Consider the following 22,916-nt stretch of genomic DNA (forward strand, 5'->3'; position numbering starts at 1 on the left):
GTTACTGTTTTTTTATTCTTCCATTAAATCCATGATGTCTTCCATCTCCTGAGAAAAATCAATATCTTCTTCCTCTTCTTCTTGAGTTTCATAGAAAAGGTTTTCTAATAATTCATTGAGGTTTGGATATTCAAAGATGGATACTACACGTATATCTGTTTGGAACTCTTTGTTAATTCTACTTAATAGTTTTACTAGCTTAATAGAGTTAATTCCTAGATCAAAGAAGTTGTCATCCATTCCTACGACTTCTTTTTCGAGTCCTAACTCACTTGCCAAGATGGTCACTAATTGCTCTTCTATTTCATTTTTTGGAGCAACATATGCTACGCCACTAGACAATACCTCTCCTTCAATTTCTGGTAATCGTTTTTTATCAATCTTACCATTTACTGTGAGTGGTAATTCTTTAATCTGAACATAGAATGACGGAAGCATGTATGATGCAAGATTTTGAGATAAAAACTTGCGTACATCTGATGTATTCTGACTTGCATCTGACACCAAATAGGCGACTAACTCTTTATCTCCTAATTCATTTGTTCTTGCTAATACTATGGCTTCATCGATATCTTCTTTTAGTTTTAATTGGTATTCAATTTCTTCTAATTCTACTCGATAGCCTCGAATTTTTACTTGATCATCTGCACGACCTACAAACTCAATAGTGCCATCTGGCAACCAACGTCCTAAATCTCCTGTTTTATATAAGAGTTCGCTTTCGCGAAAGCGGTTTTCCACAAATTTCTCTGCTGTTAATGCTGGTTTGTTCAGATATCCTCTTGACAATCCATTTCCGCCGATACAGATCTCTCCTAAAATTCCTTTCGGTAAAATTCTATGATGCTCATCTAGAATATAGATTTGTGCATTTGCAATAGGATATCCAATCGGAATATTTCTGGATGTAATCGTACTGCCTTTCGGTATTCTTAATACAGATCCGCAAATACTCACTTCTGTAGGACCATAGGCATTATAGAAATCTCCATAGGCTACATACTCTACTACTTTTTCATATACTGCAGCTTCTCCCGCAGTTACCAAATGTTTTAATGTTTTGATATTTTCCATCTCCATCGATCTGATATAAGATGGGGGAATCGTAGCGATATCAATTTTATTTTTTGTGATATACGTTTCTAATAGCTTAGGATCATTTCGATGTTTTGTATCTATCACATAAAGACTTGCGCCAGATAATAATGTGATGAAAATCTCTGACACAGAGGCATCAAATGAGAAGGAAGCAAATTGCAAACTTCTTTTACAATCTTTAAGGTTAAAGATGTCTATCTGTGATAACATTGTATTTACAATTCCCTTATGTTCTATCATAACGCCTTTAGGTTGTCCTGTAGAACCTGAGGTGTAGATCACATAGGCTAAATCACTAGCCGCTATCTCCACAAGAGGCCTCATAGTGATCTTTTTCTCTGATGCCATAAAGGCTTCTATAAAAGCAGCATCTATGCTCACCTTACACTTACTATCTGACTCTATGTATGCAATCCTATCTTCTGGATAACTCGGGTCGATTGGAACATAAGCACCTCCTGTCTTTAAAACAGCGAGAATAGCTACAATCATCCACTCACTACGATCTAACTTAATCCCGATTAAATCATCGGATGCTATCGTATAATTCAATAGTATGTAATTGGCTAGTTCATTAGATAACGTATCCAATTCTCTATACGTCAATTCAGTTTCTTCAAAGACAACTGCTACTTCATCTGCACTTTGCTCTACCTGTACAGCAAAAAGATCTACCAACGTCTTATCTTCTGGATAAGCAGCTTCTGTATCATTAAATGAAGTTACTACCTCCTGCGCTTCTTCTGTAGACACACAATCAAACGTATCCATTGCTGCTGTTGAGTCTTCTATAAATTGTTGTACGATATACTCAAAGTGAGCAGCCATCCCTTTCATAAGAGAGGTATCATAACAACTCGCATTATATTCAAACTTCACAACCAATGAATCACTCGTTGGATTCACCACAACACCAAAATCATAATTCGTCTGCTCATAACTCTCACTAGAGGCAATCGCTAGGGATAATCCTTCTTCTTCTTCTTTCTTACTCTCTACTTCTTCCTTGATCAAATCCTGTACTGGATAATTCTCAAATACCATAATATGATCCATCAAATCCATCCCCAAATCACTCTGAGATTGAACCTCTGATAAATTCAAATAATGATGTGAACTCCCAGAGATAGATAACGACTGAAGACGTAATAATAAATCCTCTAAAGATTCTTTACCATCATACGCCACTCGAACTGGGATCGTATTGATAAACAATCCAACCATTCCTTCTACACCATGTAAATCTCCTGGACGACCAGAAACCACAGTACCAAACACTACATCATTCGTATTGTTATAGCGAGATAGTAAATATCCCCATACTGCTTGTATGAATATATTCTGAGTAACTCCTACTCGATTACATAAAGACGTTACTTGGGTGAATAAACGATCTGATATCTTTAAAGTCTCTCGGGTAAGATCTACCTCTGTTGTTGCAGCATCTTGTAACTTAAATGGAACTGAGGACTTCTCTGTGTATGAAGATAAATAGTCTCTCCAATACGATACAGAGTCTTCCTTATCTAACTTAGATAACCATTCTATATAATTAGAATACTTAACCGGAGTTGGTAAAACGACTGTCTCTTCTTTATGAAGTCCATTTAAAATCTGATAGAAATCATTAATTAATACACTAATACACCATCCATCCATTAATATGTGATGGAAACTCCAGATAAACTCATAGGCATCTCCTCCTAAATCTAATACCTTTAAACGCATCTGAGAACCTTGTTCTAGATTAAAGCCTAAAGACCTATCTACTATCTTAACTTCTGAAACATAAGCATCAATAGCTTCTGCAGATAAGGATGTATTAGGATGATCTATACTAAAACCACTAGTAACGCTCTTTTGAACTACCTGTAAGGGTAAACCAGCATAATCATTGGTAAAGCTTGTACGTAATACAGCATAGCGAGCTATTAAAGTATCATAGGCCTGTTTGATCAAGTCTGTACGAAGACCTTCGCCTTGAAGACGATAAGACAACTGCTCAAAGTATAAAGAACTAGAACTATCGGCTAACCAATGGTAATACATCCCTTCTTGTAAAGGAGATAGTCTATAAACATCTTCAAGAGCAACACTCGAACTTAACTGCTCAAACTCCGAAGGGCTCAAACCTTTAAAGGTTACATCTGATGGGGTTACATAACTATCCTTAATCTGAGACAATCGTAAAATCAAATCGCCTAAGTGATGCTCATAAGAATTTAATAAACGAGCAATCGTCTCTTTACGATAACAACCACTAGAATACTTAATCGAAATACGTAAAGCACCAGAAACTAACATCCCTGAAATACTCAGATCAACATCACTGCCATTCTCCTTGGCCATCTCTGAACCAATATATTCATTACTATAATCAAACACCGATTCAGAAGAACCAGCTTTTGATCCAAAGTCGCCTAGGTAATTAAATACAATAGAATATTCTGGAGAGGCTGCAAAACCATCCCCTAAATGATGTAAAATACCATAACCAACTCCTTTGTTAGGAATCGAACGAAGCGATTCTTTAACCGATACCAATACACTATCGGAATCATTAGATCCAGATACATCTAATACAAAAGGATACATCGAGGTAAACCAGCCTAAAGTTCGGCTAATATCAACACCATCTATGATCTCTTCTCTACCATGGCCCTCCATCTTTAAGGTACTCTTGCCTACGCCAAAGACCTCTTCTAAAGCAAGACCCAAGCCTGTCAATAAAATGTCATTAATCTCTGTATTATAAACAGTGTGCACTTGGGTCTGCAGTAAATCTGTCGTCATTTCATCTAATGTAAATGACAGTGAAGTATCTATATTACATACTTCTTCTGTAACTATATCTCTTGGTAATGATGCTGGTAAATCTGCTATTACAGTTTCCCAATAAGGACGCTCTGATAGTAAAGCATCACTACTCGCATATGCTAATTGCATAGATGACCAGCGCTGAAAAGAATCTGTCTTTAAGGGTAACTTCACCAATGTTCCATCGCTACTATAACCACTATAAAGAGTCGCTAAATCTTCTAATAAAATACGCCATGAAACACCATCAACTACTAAGTGATGAATAATCAAGGCTAAACGATCACCATCCGATAATCTAAAGTGACCTACCTTTACTAAGGGGCCTTCTGATAAATCAAAACTCGATTGAAGCATTGAGCCGATCTCACCCATCTTAGCTTGTTCTTCTGCTTCTGATGTTAAATCGTAAAACAATACCTCATAACTGTTCTCTGAAAATAGCTCATTATGTTGTTGCCATTTACCATCTACCTCACGATATGTCATACGTAAAGCATCATGATGGGAAACTAATTCTGAAATACAACGATCTATAACAGCAGTATCTAATCCAATCGTGCTTTGTAATAAAACAGATTGATTAAAATGTGAACGATTCTCAATATGGGAATCTGTGAAAAAATGAGCTTGGATAGGTGTTAATGAAACAGCTCCTGATACCATAGATTGATCAATCACATGGGTGTTCTCTGATAAAAACACAGCTAATTCCTCAACAACAGGTGTATGTAATAACTGGGAGACTTTAAGACTATAGCCTTCTTGTTTTAAACGAGAAACAACTTGAATAGACTTAATCGAATCACCACCTAAATTGTAAAAATTATCTTGTAACCCTATTGATGGTCGTTTTAAAACAGTCTCTAATACGCTTACTAAAACCTGTTGCTCTTTGGTAACTGGAGCAACATAGGTTATACCGCTAGACATCCCAACGGATAATGGAGAGGGTAAAGAACGTTTATCAATCTTACCATTAGAGGTTAAAGGCATTGCCCCTACTTGAACATAGTAGGAAGGAAGCATATAATCAGGTAAAATATCCGATAAATAGGAACGAAGTCCCGATACATCTTCCTCAGTGTCTGAAACTAAATAGGCAATCAATTCCTTAGTACCCATATCTGAAACACGTGCTAATACACATACCTCTGAAATACCTGGCTTAGAACCTAAATGTTGTTCTATCTCGCCTAACTCTATTCGGTGACCTCGAATCTTTACCTGATCATCCTTACGACCTAGAAAATCAATACTACCATCGGGTAACCATCGCGCTAAATCGCCTGTCTTATATAGGAGTCCACTTTCGCGAAAGCGGTTTTCTACAAATTTCTCTGAAGTTAGCTCTGGACGATTTAAATATCCACGAGCCAATCCATCGCCGCCTAAACATAATTCTCCTATAACTCCTACGGGTTGTAGTGAGTTCGTATCACTTAATATATAGGCAGTCGTATTATTGATTGGGTAACCAATAGGTACTGAATACGCATCTTCTTGAACATTCTCGATAGTATAATATGTAGAGAACGTAGTGTTTTCTGTGGGTCCATACACATGATGTAATGAAACCTCAGGATATTGTTGTTTAAATTGTTTTACATGATTAACTGAAACTTGCTCGCCTCCGAACAAGATATATTTTAGGTTAGATATATGTTTTAATTGTGACTCTACAAGTGTATTAAATAGTGCAGTTGTTATAAAGAAACTACTGATCTCTTGTGTTTCTAATAGACTATCAAATTTGTCTAAATCTAAAAAGATATCTTTTGATGAAATAACTAATGCAGCTCCATTTAGAAGAGGCATAAAAATATCGAATGTAGATCCATCGAATGAGAAATTAGATAATCCTAAAATTTTATCTTGTTTCTCTATCGCTATATAATTAGTATTCTTAACTAATCTCACAACACTTCTATGTTCTATCATGACTCCTTTAGGTTGTCCTGTAGAACCTGAGGTGTAGATCACATACGCTAAATCTGTAGAAGCTATCTCTACAAGAGGCCTCATAGTGATCTTTTTCTCTGATGCCATAAAGGCTTCTATAAAAGCGGCATCTATGCTCACCTTACACTTACTATCTGACTCTATGTATGCAATCCTATCTTCTGGATAACTCGGATCAATTGGAACATAAGCACCTCCTGTCTTTAAAACAGCGAGAATAGCTACAATCATCCATTCACTACGATCTAACTTAATCCCGATTAAATCATCGGATGCTATCGTATAATTCAATAGTATGTAATTGGCTAGTTCATTAGATAACGTATCCAACTCTCTATAGGTCAATTCAGTTTCCTCAAAGACAACCGCTACTTCATCTGCACTTTGCTCTACCTGTACAGCAAAAAGATCTACTAACGTCTTATCTTCTGGATAAGCAACTTCTGTATCATTAAATGAAGTTACTACCTCCTGCGCTTCTTCTGAAGACACACAATCAAATGTATCCATTGCTGCTGTTGAGTCTTCTATAAATTGTTGTACGATATACTCAAAGTGAGCAGCCATCCCTTTCATAAGAGAGGTATCATAACAACTCGCATTATATTCAAACTTCACAACCAATGAATCACTCGTTGGATTCACCACAACACCAAAATCATAATTCGTCTGCTCATAACTCTCACTAGAGGCAATCGCTAAGGATAATCCTTCTTCTTCTTCTTTCTTACTCTCTACTTCTTCCTTGATCAAATCCTGTACTGGATAATTCTCAAATACCATAATATGATCCATCAAATCCATCCCCAAATCACTCTGAGATTGAACCTCTGATAAATTCAAATAATGATGTGAACTCCCAGAGATAGATAACGACTGAAGACGTAATAATAAATCCTCTAAAGATTCTTTACCATCATACGCCACTCGAACTGGGATCGTATTGATAAACAATCCAACCATTCCTTCTACACCATGTAAATCTCCTGGACGACCAGAAACCACAGTACCAAACACTACATCATTCGTATTGTTATAGCGAGATAGTAAATATCCCCATACTGCTTGTATGAATATATTCTGAGTAACTCCTACTCGATTACATAAAGACGTTACTTGGGTGAATAAACGATCTGATATCTTTAAAGTCTCTCGGGTAAGATCTACCTCTGTTGTTGCAGCATCTTGTAACTTAAATGGAACTGAGGACTTCTCTGTGTATGAAGATAAATAGTCTCTCCAATACGATACAGAGTCTTCCTTATCTAACTTAGATAACCATTCTATATAATTAGAATACTTAACCGGAGTTGGTAAAACGACTGTCTCTTCTTTATGAAGTCCATTTAAAATCTGATAGAAATCATTAATTAATACACTAATACACCATCCATCCATTAATATGTGATGGAAACTCCAGATAAACTCATAGGCATCTCCTCCTAAATCTAATACCTTTAAACGCATCTGAGAACCTTGTTCTAGATTAAAGCCTAAAGACCTATCTACTATCTTAACTTCTGAAACATAAGCATCAATAGCTTCTGCAGATAAGGATGTATTAGGATGATCTATACTAAAACCACTAGTAACGCTCTTTTGAACTACCTGTAAGGGTAAACCAGCATAATCATTGGTAAAGCTTGTACGTAATACAGCATAGCGAGCTATTAAAGTATCATAGGCCTGTTTGATCAAGTCTGTACGAAGACCTTCGCCTTGAAGACGATAAGACAACTGCTCAAAGTATAAAGAACTAGAACTATCGGCTAACCAATGGTAATACATCCCTTCTTGTAAAGGAGATAGTCTATAAACATCTTCAAGAGCAACACTCGAACTTAACTGCTCAAACTCCGAAGGGCTCAAACCTTTAAAGGTTACATCTGATGGGGTTACATAACTATCCTTAATCTGAGACAATCGTAAAATCAAATCGCCTAAGTGATGCTCATAAGAATTTAATAAACGAGCAATCGTCTCTTTACGATAACAACCACTAGAATACTTAATCGAAATACGTAAAGCACCAGAAACTAACATCCCTGAAATACTCAGATCAACATCACTGCCATTCTCCTTGGCCATCTCTGAACCAATATATTCATTACTATAATCAAACACCGATTCAGAAGAACCAGCTTTTGATCCAAAGTCGCCTAGGTAATTAAATACAATAGAATATTCTGGAGAGGCTGCAAAACCATCCCCTAAATGATGTAAAATACCATAACCAACTCCTTTGTTAGGAATCGAACGAAGCGATTCTTTAACCGATACCAATACACTATCGGAATCATTAGATCCAGATACATCTAATACAAAAGGATACATCGAGGTAAACCAGCCTAAAGTTCGGCTAATATCAACACCATCTATGATCTCTTCTCTACCATGGCCCTCCATCTTTAAGGTACTCTTGCCTACGCCAAAGACCTCTTCTAAAGCAAGACCCAAGCCTGTCAATAAAATGTCATTAATCTCTGTATTATAAACAGTGTGCACTTGGGTCTGCAGTAAATCTGTCGTCATTTCATCTAATGTAAATGACAGTGAAGTATCTATATTACATACTTCTTCTGTAACTATATCTCTTGGTAATGATGCTGGTAAATCTGCTATTACAGTTTCCCAATAAGGACGCTCTGATAGTAAAGCATCACTACTCGCATATGCTAATTGCATAGATGACCAGCGCTGAAAAGAATCTGTCTTTAAGGGTAACTTCACCAATGTTCCATCGCTACTATAACCACTATAAAGAGTCGCTAAATCTTCTAATAAAATACGCCATGAAACACCATCAACTACTAAGTGATGAATAATCAAGGCTAAACGATCACCATCCGATAATCTAAAGTGACCTACCTTTACTAAGGGGCCTTCTGATAAATCAAAACTCGATTGAAGCATTGAGCCGATCTCACCCATCTTAGCTTGTTCTTCTGCTTCTGATGTTAAATCGTAAAACAATACCTCATAACTGTTCTCTGAAAATAGCTCATTATGTTGTTGCCATTTACCATCTACCTCACGATATGTCATACGTAAAGCATCATGATGGGAAACTAATTCTGAAATACAACGATCTATAACAGCAGTATCTAATCCAATCGTGCTTTGTAATAAAACAGATTGATTAAAATGTGAACGATTCTCAATATGGGAATCTGTGAAAAAATGAGCTTGGATAGGTGTTAATGAAACAGCTCCTGATACCATAGATTGATCAATCACATGGGTGTTCTCTGATAAAAACACAGCTAATTCCTCAACAACAGGTGTATGTAATAACTGGGAGACTTTAAGACTATAGCCTTCTTGTTTTAAACGAGAAACAACTTGAATAGACTTAATCGAATCACCACCTAAATTGTAAAAATTATCTTGTAACCCTATTGATGGTCGTTTTAAAACAGTCTCTAATACGCTTACTAAAACCTGTTGCTCTTTGGTAACTGGAGCAACATAGGTTATACCGCTAGACATCCCAACGGATAATGGAGAGGGTAAAGAACGTTTATCAATCTTACCATTAGAGGTTAAAGGCATTGCCCCTACTTGAACATAGTAGGAAGGAAGCATATAATCAGGTAAAATATCCGATAAATAGGAACGAAGTCCCGATACATCTTCTTCCACTTCAGAAACTAAATAGGCAATCAATTCCTTAGTACCCATATCTGAAACACGTGCTAATACACATACCTCTGAAATACCTGGCTTAGAACCTAAATGTTGTTCTATCTCGCCTAATTCTATTCGGTGACCTCGAATCTTTACCTGATCGTCCTTACGACCTAGAAAATCAATACTACCATCGGGCAACCATCGCGCTAAATCGCCTGTCTTATATAGGAGTCCACTTTCGCGAAAGCGGTTTTCTACAAATTTCTCTGAAGTTAGCTCTGGACGATTTAAATATCCACGAGCCAATCCGTCGCCGCCTAAACACAACTCTCCTATAACTCCTACGGGTTGTAGTGAGTTCGTATCACTCAATATATAGGCAGTCGTGTTATTGATTGGATAACCTATAATAATAGCATCATCCAATGAAATTACTTCATGAACAATACATCCAACTGTAGATTCTGTAGGTCCATACTCATTAAAAATCTTAATAGAAGGGTTTATCTCCTTTAGTGCTTTTACATGGGTTTTCTGCAATTCTTCTCCTCCTACTATTACTACCTCTACACCACATTGTTCAATATTCATATTTGCTAGTAAGCTAATATGAGATGGCGTCAGTTTAATACACGAAATTTGATTTTCTATATACTCTTTTAAAATTACAGATGTTTCAATTTCGCTTTGATATACCTTTAAAGTCCCTCCATTAATCAATGGTAAAAATATACTGGTAACTGTTAAGTCAAATGATAAAGATGTAAATAATCCAAAATCGAAATTTGATATTTCAGTACTTAAGTATTGTGAAGAAGCTTGCGTTAAATAATTAATTAATGAAGCTTGTTCTATCATGACTCCTTTAGGTTGTCCTGTAGAACCCGAAGTATAGATCACATACGCTAAATTGGCAGGCGTTATCTCTACATTGTGATTTGTATTTATCTTAGTTTCTGATACTCTGAATGTTTCTATAAAAGCAGCATCTATACTTACTTTACAGTTACTATCTGACTCGATATATGCAATTCTATCTTCTGGATAACTCGGATCAATTGGAACATATGCGCCTCCTGTCTTTAAAACAGCAAGAATGGCTATAATCATCCACTCACTACGATCTAACTTAATCCCGATTAAATCATCGGACGCTATCGCATAATTAGACAATAAGTAATTTGCCAGATCATCAGATAACTCATCTAATTCTCTATACGTCAATTCAGTTTCCTCAAAGATAACCGCTACTTCATCTGCATTTTGTTCTACCTGTACAGCAAAAAGATCTACTAATGTCTTATCCTTTGGGTAAGAAGCTTCTGTGTCATTAAATGAAACCAATAGCATTTCTTGTTCGTCTTCAGACAGATAGTTGATTTGTGCTATCGCATCTTCTGATTGTATCATCAAGACTTGTAACAATTGCTTGTAATGTTTAATCAAGCCTTCTATAATATATTGATCGTAAACATCTTTGTTATAGCTCACATCAAGGTAAAGACATTCTCCAATCTCCTTGAACTTAATATCTACGTCAAATTTTGCTTTACAAGGGCTAACAACAATATCCTGTATGTCATTTTCTGAAAGTTCAATCTCGCCTACAATATCATTTGCATTCTGAAGCGTCATCATTACATCAAAAACAGCATTTCGACTTGTATCCCTTCTTAACTCTAAATCATTAACTAAGCGATCAAATGGATACGATTGGTGTTTATAAGCTGCCAATGTTGATTCCTTAACTTTAGTAAAGAAATCTTTAAAGGTTTCTTCAGGATTTACGTTATTCCTTAAAGCTAAAGTGTTTATATAAAAGCCTATTTGATTTTCTAAATCTATATGATCTCTTCCTGCAATAGGTGTTCCTACTATAACATCTTTTAGAGAAGTATATTTATAGAATAATACATTCCATACTGAAAGGAGTCCCATAAATAGACTTCCTCCATTATTTTGAGTAAATAACTTTAAACGATTCGTATCTTCTGAAGAGATATATGTGATTAATCTCTCTCCATTATAATTTCGAACCTTTGGTCTTATTTTTTTAGTAGGTAAATCTAATAATGGTAATTCACCTGATAAATTTTCTGTCCAATATTGACGAGCTTCTTTACTGGATGCTGTTTCTAATTGAGCCAGTTGCCAAGCGGCATAATCTTTATACTGTATGTTAAGTTCTGGTAAGTTGACCTTCGCGTTTTCCTTATATGCTTCATAAAATGCAAGCGTATCTTTAATGAGAACATCTTTTGACCATCCATCACTAATAATATGATGTAGATTGTAATAAAACACGTAATGATCCTGCGCTAGCATTATTAAAGTAGCTCGCAATAAAGGTCCATTCTCTAGATCAAAAGCTTGAGAGGAGTCATTTGTTATATATTTTTTTACATCTTCTTCTTTATGATCATTTTTACTATAATCAAGGTATGTAATTTTAAAATCTAATGTATTTGTAGGTAGAACATATTGATATACATTACCATTTTCATCAGCTTTAAAAATAGTGCGTAAGATCTCATGACGTTCTATTGTAGCATTGATTGCTTTATCAAAACTTTCTATATCGTACTCTCCGTGTAAAGTTTTATAGTCAGGAATGTTATAGGCAATAGAGCTTTCTTCTAATTGACTTAATAACCATAATCTTTTTTGTGCATCTGATACAGGATAATACTCTTGATCTGCTACTTTTTCTATCTTTTCATAATCAACTACTGTAGATAAGCTTATGAGATTAGCTTGATCTTCTAATGTTGGATTGGCGAATATTTGTTTTAATTCTAATCGAACTTCAAAAGCCTTATGAATGGCTGCAATAAGCCGTGTTGCTTTTAAACTATGACCTCCTAATTCAAAAAAGTTATGCTTTAATCCAAAACGTTCTGTATTTAATAAACTACTCCAAATCTCATGTAGTTTGATCTCTAGATCAGTTGAAGGTGGTATGATTTCTTGAGTTTCATTACTCTGACTATCTAGTGGAGAAGGCAATTTTGTTTTGTCGACTTTTCCATTACTATTTATTGGGATTTCGTCCATTTTTACAAAAAATGACGGAATCATGTATTCAGGTATCTTAGTAGATAAATGTAATTTCAGATCACTGATACTATGCTGGTTAGTTAAAGTAATATATGCAGCAATACTTTTATCCCCATCTGGCATTTCGATTAAACTGACTGCACTCTGTTGTACACCGCTATAAGTATCTATCTGTTTTTTTATTTCATCTAGTTCTATTCTATAACCTCTTACTTTAACCTGGTCATCTATTCTTCCTAAATATTCTAATTCTCCAGAAGGCATAAAACGTACTAAATCTCCTGTTCTGTACATCTTTTCATTGTCATCAAAAGGACAAAGAACAAATTTATCTTCTTGAACATCTGGACGGTTTAGATATCCTCTAGCTACTCCTTCTCCTGAAATGTATAACTCTCCAGATCTTCCATACGGTAATAGGCTTTGCTCTTGATCTAACACATAACAGTTTGCAAATAAGAGTGGTTTTCCAATATTGCTAAGCGAAGATGAAAGCTCTTCTCTAGTAAGTTCTTTATATGTAACGTGTACCGTTGTTTCTGTAATACCGTACATATTAATAAGCTTCACTTGAGGATTAGCATCACTCCAATCTTTTATTTTGAATGGGTTCAAAGCTTCTCCTCCAAAAACAACATAACGCAATGTAGGTATTTGGCTCTCTAAGGCTATAAAGTTATAAAAGGCTGAAGGTGTTTGGCTAAAAACCGTTACTTCATACTCCCTCATTAATTGCGTAAAAACTTCTTGATTTCTAGCTTCTTCATTACTAATAATTAAGACGTTTGCTCCTGTTAATAAACCTCCAAATAGTTCCCATACAGAAAAATCAAAACAATATGAATGAAACAAAGTCCAGACATCCTTTTCTGAAACTTCAAACTCTACAAAACAAGAATCTAGTAAACTTAAAACATTACCATGTTCAATCATTACTCCTTTAGGTCGTCCTGTTGTGCCTGAGGTATAAATGATATAGGCTAGATTATCATTCTTAATAGCAACCTTTGGTAGGGTTGTACTTTCATTAAGAATAAGGTCTAATGAATCATTGATGAACGATTCATCAATTAACACTTTACACGAAGCATCTTCTATTATAAACGTTTTTCTATCTTCAGGATAGCTAGGATCTATAGGTACATAGGCGGCTCCAGTTTTTAAAACCGCAAGAATAGTAATTATTAAATTTTCAGTTTTAGGTAATACAACCGCCACTTTATCTTCTAATCCAATAGCATTTGTATTGATTAAAAAATTAGCTAATTGAGTCGACTTTTTGTCTAATTCTTCATACGTCATTTCGCCAGAAGACCATGAAATTCCTATGTTATCAGGATGTACTTTTACCTGATCTAAAAACCTTTGTACTATTGACGTTTCACCTAATTGAATTGACTCATTAGTTGTACTAGTGAGTTTATTGTATTCTTCTTCAGATACAAGAGAAATATCTTTTAGAAGTGTATTTTCATTTTCTATCGTAGTAATGATAATTCTTTGAACTAAATCTAAAAGGGATACTACTGTATTTTTATTAAAATACAGGTCATTGTATACTAGATTTAATTCAAACTTGTTTTCATTTTCTGAAACTAACAAGTTGAAATCATATTTTCCCCAACCTTGATTTGTTGTTATATCTACTTGAGCACCATCATTATTTTCGTACATAAATAGCACATCAAACAATGCTGTTCTACTCATATCTTTTTTAGGATTGATTTCTAGAACTAACTTATCAAAAGGCATTGTTTTAAAGCATTCGGCTTCATTCCATTCGTTTTCGACAGTTTTATTAAGATCAAAAAGACTTTTATTACTATCAATAAAAGAGCGTAATACTACAAGATTTTCTATAGGACCTATTAAAGTATTGATTTGCTCATTACGCAAATCCATTAAAGTTCCAATTACTATATCTGATAAACCTGTCAATCTTGACAGCGCCATTTTATAAGCTGATAAAAATAGATTCCTAGAGCTAATCCCTTTCGCTTCACAAAAAGATGCAATCTTATTACGATCAATGCTTAAGGAGGTATGATTTGCTTTATAAATATGAACTTGTTCACGTTCTCTATCTGTTGAAAAATATAAAACTTGAACATCTTTCAATTTAGATTTCCAATGAAATAGTAACGATTCATAGTCTTCTTCTGTCAATCCATTTTGCCAATTAGAGAAATTGCTATATTGGATATTTGTGTCAGAAAGTGAGTTTTCATTAGTTAATAATGATAGATATTGTTCCTGTATTAATTTAATACTACGTCTATCAATTAATGCATGATGAATTACAAAATATACAACTGTTTGATTTTCTCTATGCTCATAATAACACTTTACTAGATGATCATTATCAAAATCAAAAGGAATACTACGCAATACTTCTAAAGCTTCATTAAGTCCATTTTGATGAACGAACATTTCGTCAATTTTCATTTCATCTATTGACGAAACACATTGAAAAATTCCTTCATCTTCTTTATGAAGACGTGTTCTAAGAATGTCATTGTTTTTCAATAACATTATAAAAGCATCTTTTAAAAGAGAGCTATCAACATCCTTGTCAATATTTACAATAATTGGAATATTATGATAAATAGGGCCTCCTTCATATAGATCATCTTTTTCAAAATGATCAATAAACCATAAACGCTGTTGGTGATATGAACTAAGTATTTTCATCTTTTATAATATTTGAAGTAAAGTATATCGTAAGTAATTCTTTATCCATTTTCCTGAAAAGGAAATAGAATATTTGTAATTAGAGATCTAATTATAATTTGCTAAATAAATGGGTAAAACAGTATTGAATTACCCTAGGCTAAACACTGGAATTGAAGTTTTTTCTACCAGGTTAACACTCTGTACAGGAGTATTTGAAGTTTTGATTATTTTTTCAAGACATAACATAAAACGCTCTCCAATTTTTGAAATTTCTTTTTGATTGAATTGGCTTGTTTGGTATTCAATTCTTATGGAGAGTTCTGTATCACTATTATTTATATAAAAACATATTGGGAATTTACTCATTCTCGCTTCCCTTTTTCTTGGAGTAATTGTTACGTCCTCTAACGTATTACCAGAAGTATCTAGATGATTGATAAAATTCATATATACATCTATTCTATCTAAAAGGTTTAGACCGTTCAATTGTTCAAAGTCTTCAACAATGTTATCAAATGGATAGAATGAGTGATCCATCATTTTAACTTGATCTCTTGATGTTGCATCTAAAATATGCTGTACATTATTATGTGTATTTATTGTTATTTTAAGTGGTAGTACATTTAAATACAATCCCACTTGATTCATAAGGTCTGGGTGATTTCTCAAATTTATTGGCAATCCAATAACAACGTCTTGTTGGTTATTAATTTTATGTATCAAAATACCTAAAGCCGTTGCAAAAACTCCCATAAGGTTTTGATTAGTTTCTGTACAATAGTCTTTGATTTCCTTTGTTAATGTTTGCGGTACTTTTTTTACAAAGTACTCCCCTTCATAATTTGTTGTAGGAATAGGTATATACCATTTTTCTTGTTTAGATATACCTTCTAAGTGAGTTGTCCAGAATTTCTTCTCAGCAATGAACTCATTATTTTCTAATCGATTTACCATCCAAGCGGCATAATCTTTATATTGAATTTCTAATGGATTTAGCGTTACAGTTTCATTAGCTTTATAACCATTATATAATTTTAAAATTTCGCTTATTATAATCTTATCTGAAGTGTAATCACCTATAATATGATGCATTACGGTAGAAAGCGTAAATTTTTGATTTCCTGTCTGCAATAATTGTAATCTAAACAGAGGAGCTTCCTCTAAATCAAAGGCATAATTGCTAAACGATTTAATATATTCTTTAATCTCATCTTCATTCTTATTTTCTTCTATTATATGATGAGAAAGCATATTATCAACATCAATATTATCCAGTACTTTCTGCACTACTTCTCCTTGATCATTAATTAAAAAACTTGTTCTTAATATCTCATACTTCTCTATAACTGCTTTAATTGCATTTACAAATAATGACAGCTCAAAATTACCTTCTATATCATATGTATAATACATATTATGAGCAATAGACTCTTCATTAGATTGGGAGGTTATCCATATTCTTAATTGTTCATTAGATACCACATATCCATCTGGATTCTTTGCAATCGGTTTGATTGTGTTATATGTGTTTGCAGATTGAGATACCAATAATGACGATATCAAAGAAGCTTGTTTACTAATGGTAGCATGTGTGAATAAATTTTCAATAGTAACCTGTACACCAAATTCCTTATAAATCTTAGATCTCAGTAAGACTTGCTTTATACTATTACCTCCTAAAGAAAGAAAGCTATTTTCAGTACCCATTTGCTCTTTGCTTAATACTTCTTTCCATATTCTTAGTACATTCTCCTCAATATCATTTATAGGTTGTGTATTATCTTGGGTAAGATCCGTTACTTCTTTTAATTTATTATTCAAATATGCAGTATCTACCTTTCCATTTGCATTGGTTGGAAATGAAGCCACATGTATCATTAAAGATGGTATCTCGTAATGTGGCAAATATTTGAAGCAATGATTCCTAATTGTTTCTTCTAAGGGTTCTTTAGAAGAATAAAAACAAATAATAGATGTATTATCATCCTCACTCTCTTTCACTAGGCATTTAACCATAGCTACTTTTTCAAGTTCAAGAATAGTACTTTCTATACTGTTAATATCACATCTAATTCCATTGATTTTAAGCACTCCATCTTCTCTTCCTAAAACAGTAATATTACGTGATGCGTCATACGTACCATAATCCCCCGTTTTATATATAATATCCTTTTCTGAACTTAAAGGGTTTTGTATAAACTTTTCCTTTGTTAGTTCTTGAGCTTTATAATATCCACTTGACAAAAAAGGTGTTTTAATATAAATACTCCCTTTTTCGTGGATCGCACATAATTTATTTTCTGAATTTAAAATAATTAAGGCTGTGTTTGAAATAGGTTTTCCAACACTAATACCATCTGAGGGTTTCCCTACAAGAGGATTCTCTACTCTATGAAAAGATTTAACTAAAGTAGATTCAGTAGCTCCATAAAGATTAACAATACAGGTATGATCCCCATTCTTTTCTCTCCAAGAGGTAATATCTCTATTGTAGAGTTTTTCTCCTGCTAGTAACAAATATCTTAGTGAAGAAAAGTTAGTTTTATTATCAAGAAGATCATCATCTGCATTCAACAGCAATCTTAACATGGTAGGAACCGTATGCACTATAGTGATTTCTTCCTTTTGTAACCATTCATTTAATTGATTAACATCTTCTTTAATTTTTGATGCAGGAATGCATATGGTAGCTCCATTTATTAATGGTAAAAAGATGTCTCGCAATGAAGCATCAAAAGACAGTGATGTTAATTGTCCAATTCTATCATTCTCGGCAAGTTGCAATTCTTTTGTTTCCCAATGAATAAAATGACTTAAACTTTTATGATTTCCAAGTACAGCTTTTGGTTTTCCTGTAGATCCAGAAGTAAAAAAGATATGATTAGCATCCTCTCCATCTATATCCAATTTTAAGTTACCATCTTCTTTTACATTCTCAGATTCCATTTTAATATAAGTACTATTAGTATAAACATATACATCATATTGTAATTCCATTTCTGGACTTATATCAACTATAATTACTTTTGGTATTGAAAACTCATATTCCGCATTATATTTTTTTACGATGTCAAAGTACTCCTGAGAAATCAATAAAGCGTTAGGTTGAATCTTTGTAAATAGTTCTCCCCAATGATTTTGTTTATACTTCTTATCTAAAGGTAAATAAACACCTCCTTTTTTGAATATTCCAATAAGAGATAGGATTTGTACTAAAACTTGATTAAAGAAAACAGCAACAACATCTCCTTTTTCAATATCTAAACTTTTAAGAATATGTGCTATTTGATTAGCATAGCTATTTAATTGGGAATATGATATTTTAAAACCTTCCGTTTCAATAGCAATGTTAGTAGGCTTTTGAGCTACTATATTTTCAAATACAGTATGTATTACTTTTTTATTGACCATCGTATTCTATATTAAACAGGTTAATTTCTCTTTAACTTTAAGATTCATTTTTTCGATTATTTCTTGAACCAAAACATCTATTACATCTATATAATGAAAATCTATATCCAAGTTTTGTAATCCAATTTGAACTTCGGTACAACCTCCTATAATTACATCAGGTTGTTGCATTTTCAAACGATCTACTGCTTCTTCAAAAAGGCTATAGGCATCTGGTGTGATTTGTGACGATTTAAGTCCTCCTTTCATATACACAGACTTCATAAATTTTGATTCCTGATCTTCTGAATTAAGTGTTACTAATTCAATATTTGTATTCTCAAATTTTCTATGGAATAATCCAGATGTAATAGTTCCTGTAGTTGCTAAAAGTCCCACTTTATTAATGTAGTATGGATGCTCTACTAGCTCTCTAACTACTAAATCAATAGGGTTTATAAAATTCTTAGTAATTCTTGAACTTAACTGACCTAAAAAATGATGTGATGTAATACAGGTTGATACCATAAAATCAACATCACAAGCATTCATCAATTCTATTGATCTGAGTAATTCATTTTCTGGAGATTCTTGACCATATATAATAGATAACGTTCTATCTGGAATTTGGCTATTATTATGTAATATAAATTCAGGAAAATCTTGATCGGTTGGAGCTTCAATACTATTTATAAGTTTATCTATAAATAATAAACCCGCTCTAGTACCCATCCCAGATATTACACCTAATTTTTTACGATTACTATTTTTCATATTTTGTAAATACTCTATTCAATTTTTTGACTCCAATAGGAGCTAGTCTCTTTTTAGTACAAAAGAGGTTGTGGTGTAAATTGTCACACTACACATCAAAAAATTATTTTTTAATCTTGGGAATACGTAGGAAGAATTTCTTTTTAGAAATCTTCACTTATAGAATTACTTAACTCTTCAATAAAAGAGTTATACTCGATTCTCTCTGTCTTATCTATAGTACTATTGACATACTCTTTAATTGGTAATGAAGTATCGTCAAGCGTTTTCTCTAAAATGGTCATGAAACTTTCGAATAGCTTTTCGATAACCGTTTCTGAATATATAGTGGTGTTATAAACCAATCTACACAAGATCTTATCATCTAACTCTTTAAAGAAAAAAGTAATATCTACTTTACTATTAGAACTTGGTAATTTAATATTAGAAAGCACAGGGTTTTCTAATGGCACATGATGTTCTTTATTTGCATTTTGAATCATTACTACCATGATATCAAATAAAGGACTTCGAGATAAATCTCTACTATATTTTATATCCTCTAGTATTGCATCAAAAGGATAGCTACCATGATATTGGGCCTCTAATACTGCTTGTTTTACCTCTTCTAAAAAGTCGTCATAGATCTTGTTTTCATCTACAAATGATCTAATAGGAATTGTATTTATAAAACACCCTATTTGATCTTTTAAATCTGGATGATCTCTTCCTGCAAAAGGACTTCCGATTATAATATCATTTTGATAAGAATATCTGTAAAGCAATACATTAACAACTCCCATAAGACTCATATAAAGTGAGGTTCCTGAAGTTTCTGTTTTATGCTTTAACTTATCAAAAATCTCTTTTGATATTTCTCCAGAAAACGAATTTCCATCAAAGGTTTTTATTGCTGGCCGCTCATCAGAAATAGATAAATTCATTTTAGGAATTTCTCCAGAAAAATGTTGCTTCCAATACTCCTTATGACCTGTTGTGGTTTTACTATTCTGGTACCAAGACACATAATCTTTATATTGGATATTTAGTTGTTCCAAACGCACTTCAGTATTCTTTTGATATGCTTCATAGTATGCTAGTACATCTTTCGTTAACACTTCTATAGACCAGCCATCACTAATGATATGATGCATATTAAAATAAAACACATAATTTGTAGCAGACACTTGCAATAATGCCCCTCTTAATAAAGGTCCATTTTCAAGATCAAACATTTTATTCAGATCATTTATTACATATGCTCGTACATGCGCTTCGATGTTTTCATATTTTCTATAATCCAATGTTTTGATTTCAAACTCAAATGCTTCAGGAGCTACTATATATTGTCTTATATCTCCATTACTTTCTTGTTTAAAAACTGTTCGTAAGATTTCATGCCTACGTATTACGTCATCAATAGCCTTTTTAAAATGAGTAGCATCTATAGATAGCTCTAAACAAGCTGGTATATTATATGCGATAGACCCTTTATCATATTGACTAGCCACCCACATTTTTTTCTGTGTATTTGATACAGGATAACTCGTATCAATAGGTGTTTTAGGAATCGCTACATAAGTCACTTTTTGTGCATTCTCAATAAGTTTACAATGTGCTTCTATAGTTGTATGACTAAAGATTTTTTGCATTTCAATTTTTACATTGCAAAATTTCTGATAATCACTTAGTAATTTACTAGCCTTTAAACTATGTCCTCCTAATTCAAAAAAGTCATCGGTTATTCCTATGGTTTCTATCCCTAAGATATGCTGCCATATTTCTACCAGTTGTATTTCTAAAGCGGTACTAGGAGCTATATATTTTTTACGAACAATATCTTTCTCGGTTACTTCAGGCAATAACTTGGTTGCTATTTTTCCATTAGAAGTAAGTGGCATTTCATCAAGCACCACAAAATAACTTGGCAACATATAGTCTGGTAATTTCGTTTTTAAAGATGCTCTTAATTGCTCTTTATCAACAAGAGATTCACACACCATATACGCAACAATCTCTTTTGTATCGTTTACCTCTTTGATCACCACAACAGCTTGTGGGATTTCTTCATAAGACAGTAAAGCCGCTTCTATTTCTCCTAATTCTATACGGTATCCTCTTAGTTTTACTTGATTATCTTTTCGCCCCATAAACTCTATGGTCCCATCAGGTAACCAACGCCCCAGATCTCCTGTTTTATATAAAATTCCGCTTTCGCGAAAGCGATCACTGACAAATTTTTCTGCGGTTAACTCAGGATGATTTAGATACCCTCTTGACAATCCATCTCCACCCAAACAAATCTCTCCAATAACTCCTATAGGTTGTACTTCTAAATAATCTGAAAGAATGTAGGCTGTACTATTACTAATTGGGTATCCTATAGGAATATCTCCCACTACTTCTGGGATTTCATAGGTAATAGAGAATGTAGTATTCTCTGTAGGCCCATATCCATTAATAATAGTTAATTCAGGATAGGTTTCTTTTAAAATAGCAATGTGTTTTGGAGAAAGTTTATCTCCTCCAGATAGTACTGTGGTTAAAGGAGCAAATAAATCTAATGCTGTATCTACCAACATTTGAAGCCAACCTGCAGTAAACCACATAATGTTTACATTCCTATTTTTTATTTCTTGTGATAACACCTCACTATCTAACAATGTTTCTTTTGGGCATACGACCAAACAACCTCCATTTAATAATGTTCCCCAATATTCAAAAGTAGTTGCGTCAAATGAAAATGCTCCTGTACTTAATAAAATATCTTGGGTAGATAGTTGATAGAAATTTGCAGATTTTACTAAACGTATAATGTTCTTATGTTCTACCATAACCCCTTTAGGAGTTCCAGTAGATCCAGACGTATACATGACATACGCTAAATGATTGGGCTTTGTATCCACCAGAGGTAATGTATCCGAAAGTTCGGTTTCATTATTAAAATCATCTAATGTATCTTCATCTATAGTAAGTTTACACTTACAATCTTCTTCCATATATGCAATACGTTGTTCTGGATACGATGTATCAATAGGCACATATGCGCAACCTGCTTTTAATATTGCGAGTATAGCAATGATTTGCCATTCGCTATTATCAAGTTTAATACCTACTAAATCTTCGGTAGTAAGGTCATGATATTTTAATACATAATTTGCTAATCTAGAAGAGGCATTATCTAATGCTGCATAGGTATACGTTACATCTTCAAACATAAGAGCAGTTGCGTCTGGTGTCTTTGCAACTTGTTCTACAAATAAGTCTATAACTGTTTGATCTTTTGGATACGCTATTTCTGTTTGATTAAAATCATTCAGCAATTGTGATTTCTCTTCTGTACTTATATACGATATCTTTTCAATAGCATACGTTGGATTGGTAATACACTTCATCATAAATGCTTCTAAGTGTATTCCTATTTTTTCTACAAATACAGGGTCATAAATATCTGTATTATAATCTATGTGTACTGCTAATTGTCCTTCGATTTCTGTAAACACAAAACTCATATCAAACTTACTAATGCTATGCTT

At 33.5% G+C, this 22,916-nt stretch carries 4 protein-coding genes; all 4 read right to left on the reverse strand.

Translation table 11 applies throughout. The annotated features are described in order from the left end of the window. Window positions 1-12: 12 nt before the first annotated feature. Window positions 13-15,255 carry a non-ribosomal peptide synthetase gene (locus CHB80_RS23820; RefSeq protein ID WP_089374034.1) on the reverse strand — a complete coding sequence of 5,081 codons (15,243 nt, stop codon included), beginning with the start codon at window positions 15,253-15,255 and terminating at the stop codon, window positions 13-15. Window positions 15,256-15,384: 129 nt separating this feature from the next. Continuing rightward, entirely contained in the window at window positions 15,385-18,648 is a 3,264-nt protein-coding gene (locus tag CHB80_RS23825) for a non-ribosomal peptide synthetase (protein ID WP_089374035.1), read from the reverse strand. A 6-nt stretch (window positions 18,649-18,654) separates the two neighbouring features. Continuing rightward, window positions 18,655-19,401 (reverse strand): aspartate/glutamate racemase family protein, encoded by a 747-nt coding sequence (locus CHB80_RS23830; protein ID WP_089374036.1) that lies wholly within the window; start codon window positions 19,399-19,401, stop codon window positions 18,655-18,657. A gap of 143 nt (window positions 19,402-19,544) precedes the next feature. After that, window positions 19,545-22,916: non-ribosomal peptide synthetase (locus tag CHB80_RS23835; RefSeq protein WP_143337244.1), on the reverse strand; the 3,372-nt coding region annotated here is incomplete at its 5' end.

It is taken from the genome of Dokdonia pacifica, from assembly GCF_900188275.1.
GTDB classification, from domain to species: Bacteria; Bacteroidota; Bacteroidia; order Flavobacteriales; family Flavobacteriaceae; genus Dokdonia; species Dokdonia pacifica.

Excerpts from the sequence above, each read along its gene's own strand:
- CHB80_RS23820 (WP_089374034.1), bottom strand. The coding sequence starts at position 15,255 with ATGAAAATACTTAGTTCATATCACCAACAGCGTTTATGGTTTATTGAT.
- CHB80_RS23825 (WP_089374035.1), bottom strand. The coding sequence starts at position 18,648 with ATGGTCAATAAAAAAGTAATACATACTGTATTTGAAAATATAGTAGCT.
- CHB80_RS23830 (WP_089374036.1), bottom strand. The coding sequence starts at position 19,401 with ATGAAAAATAGTAATCGTAAAAAATTAGGTGTAATATCTGGGATGGGT.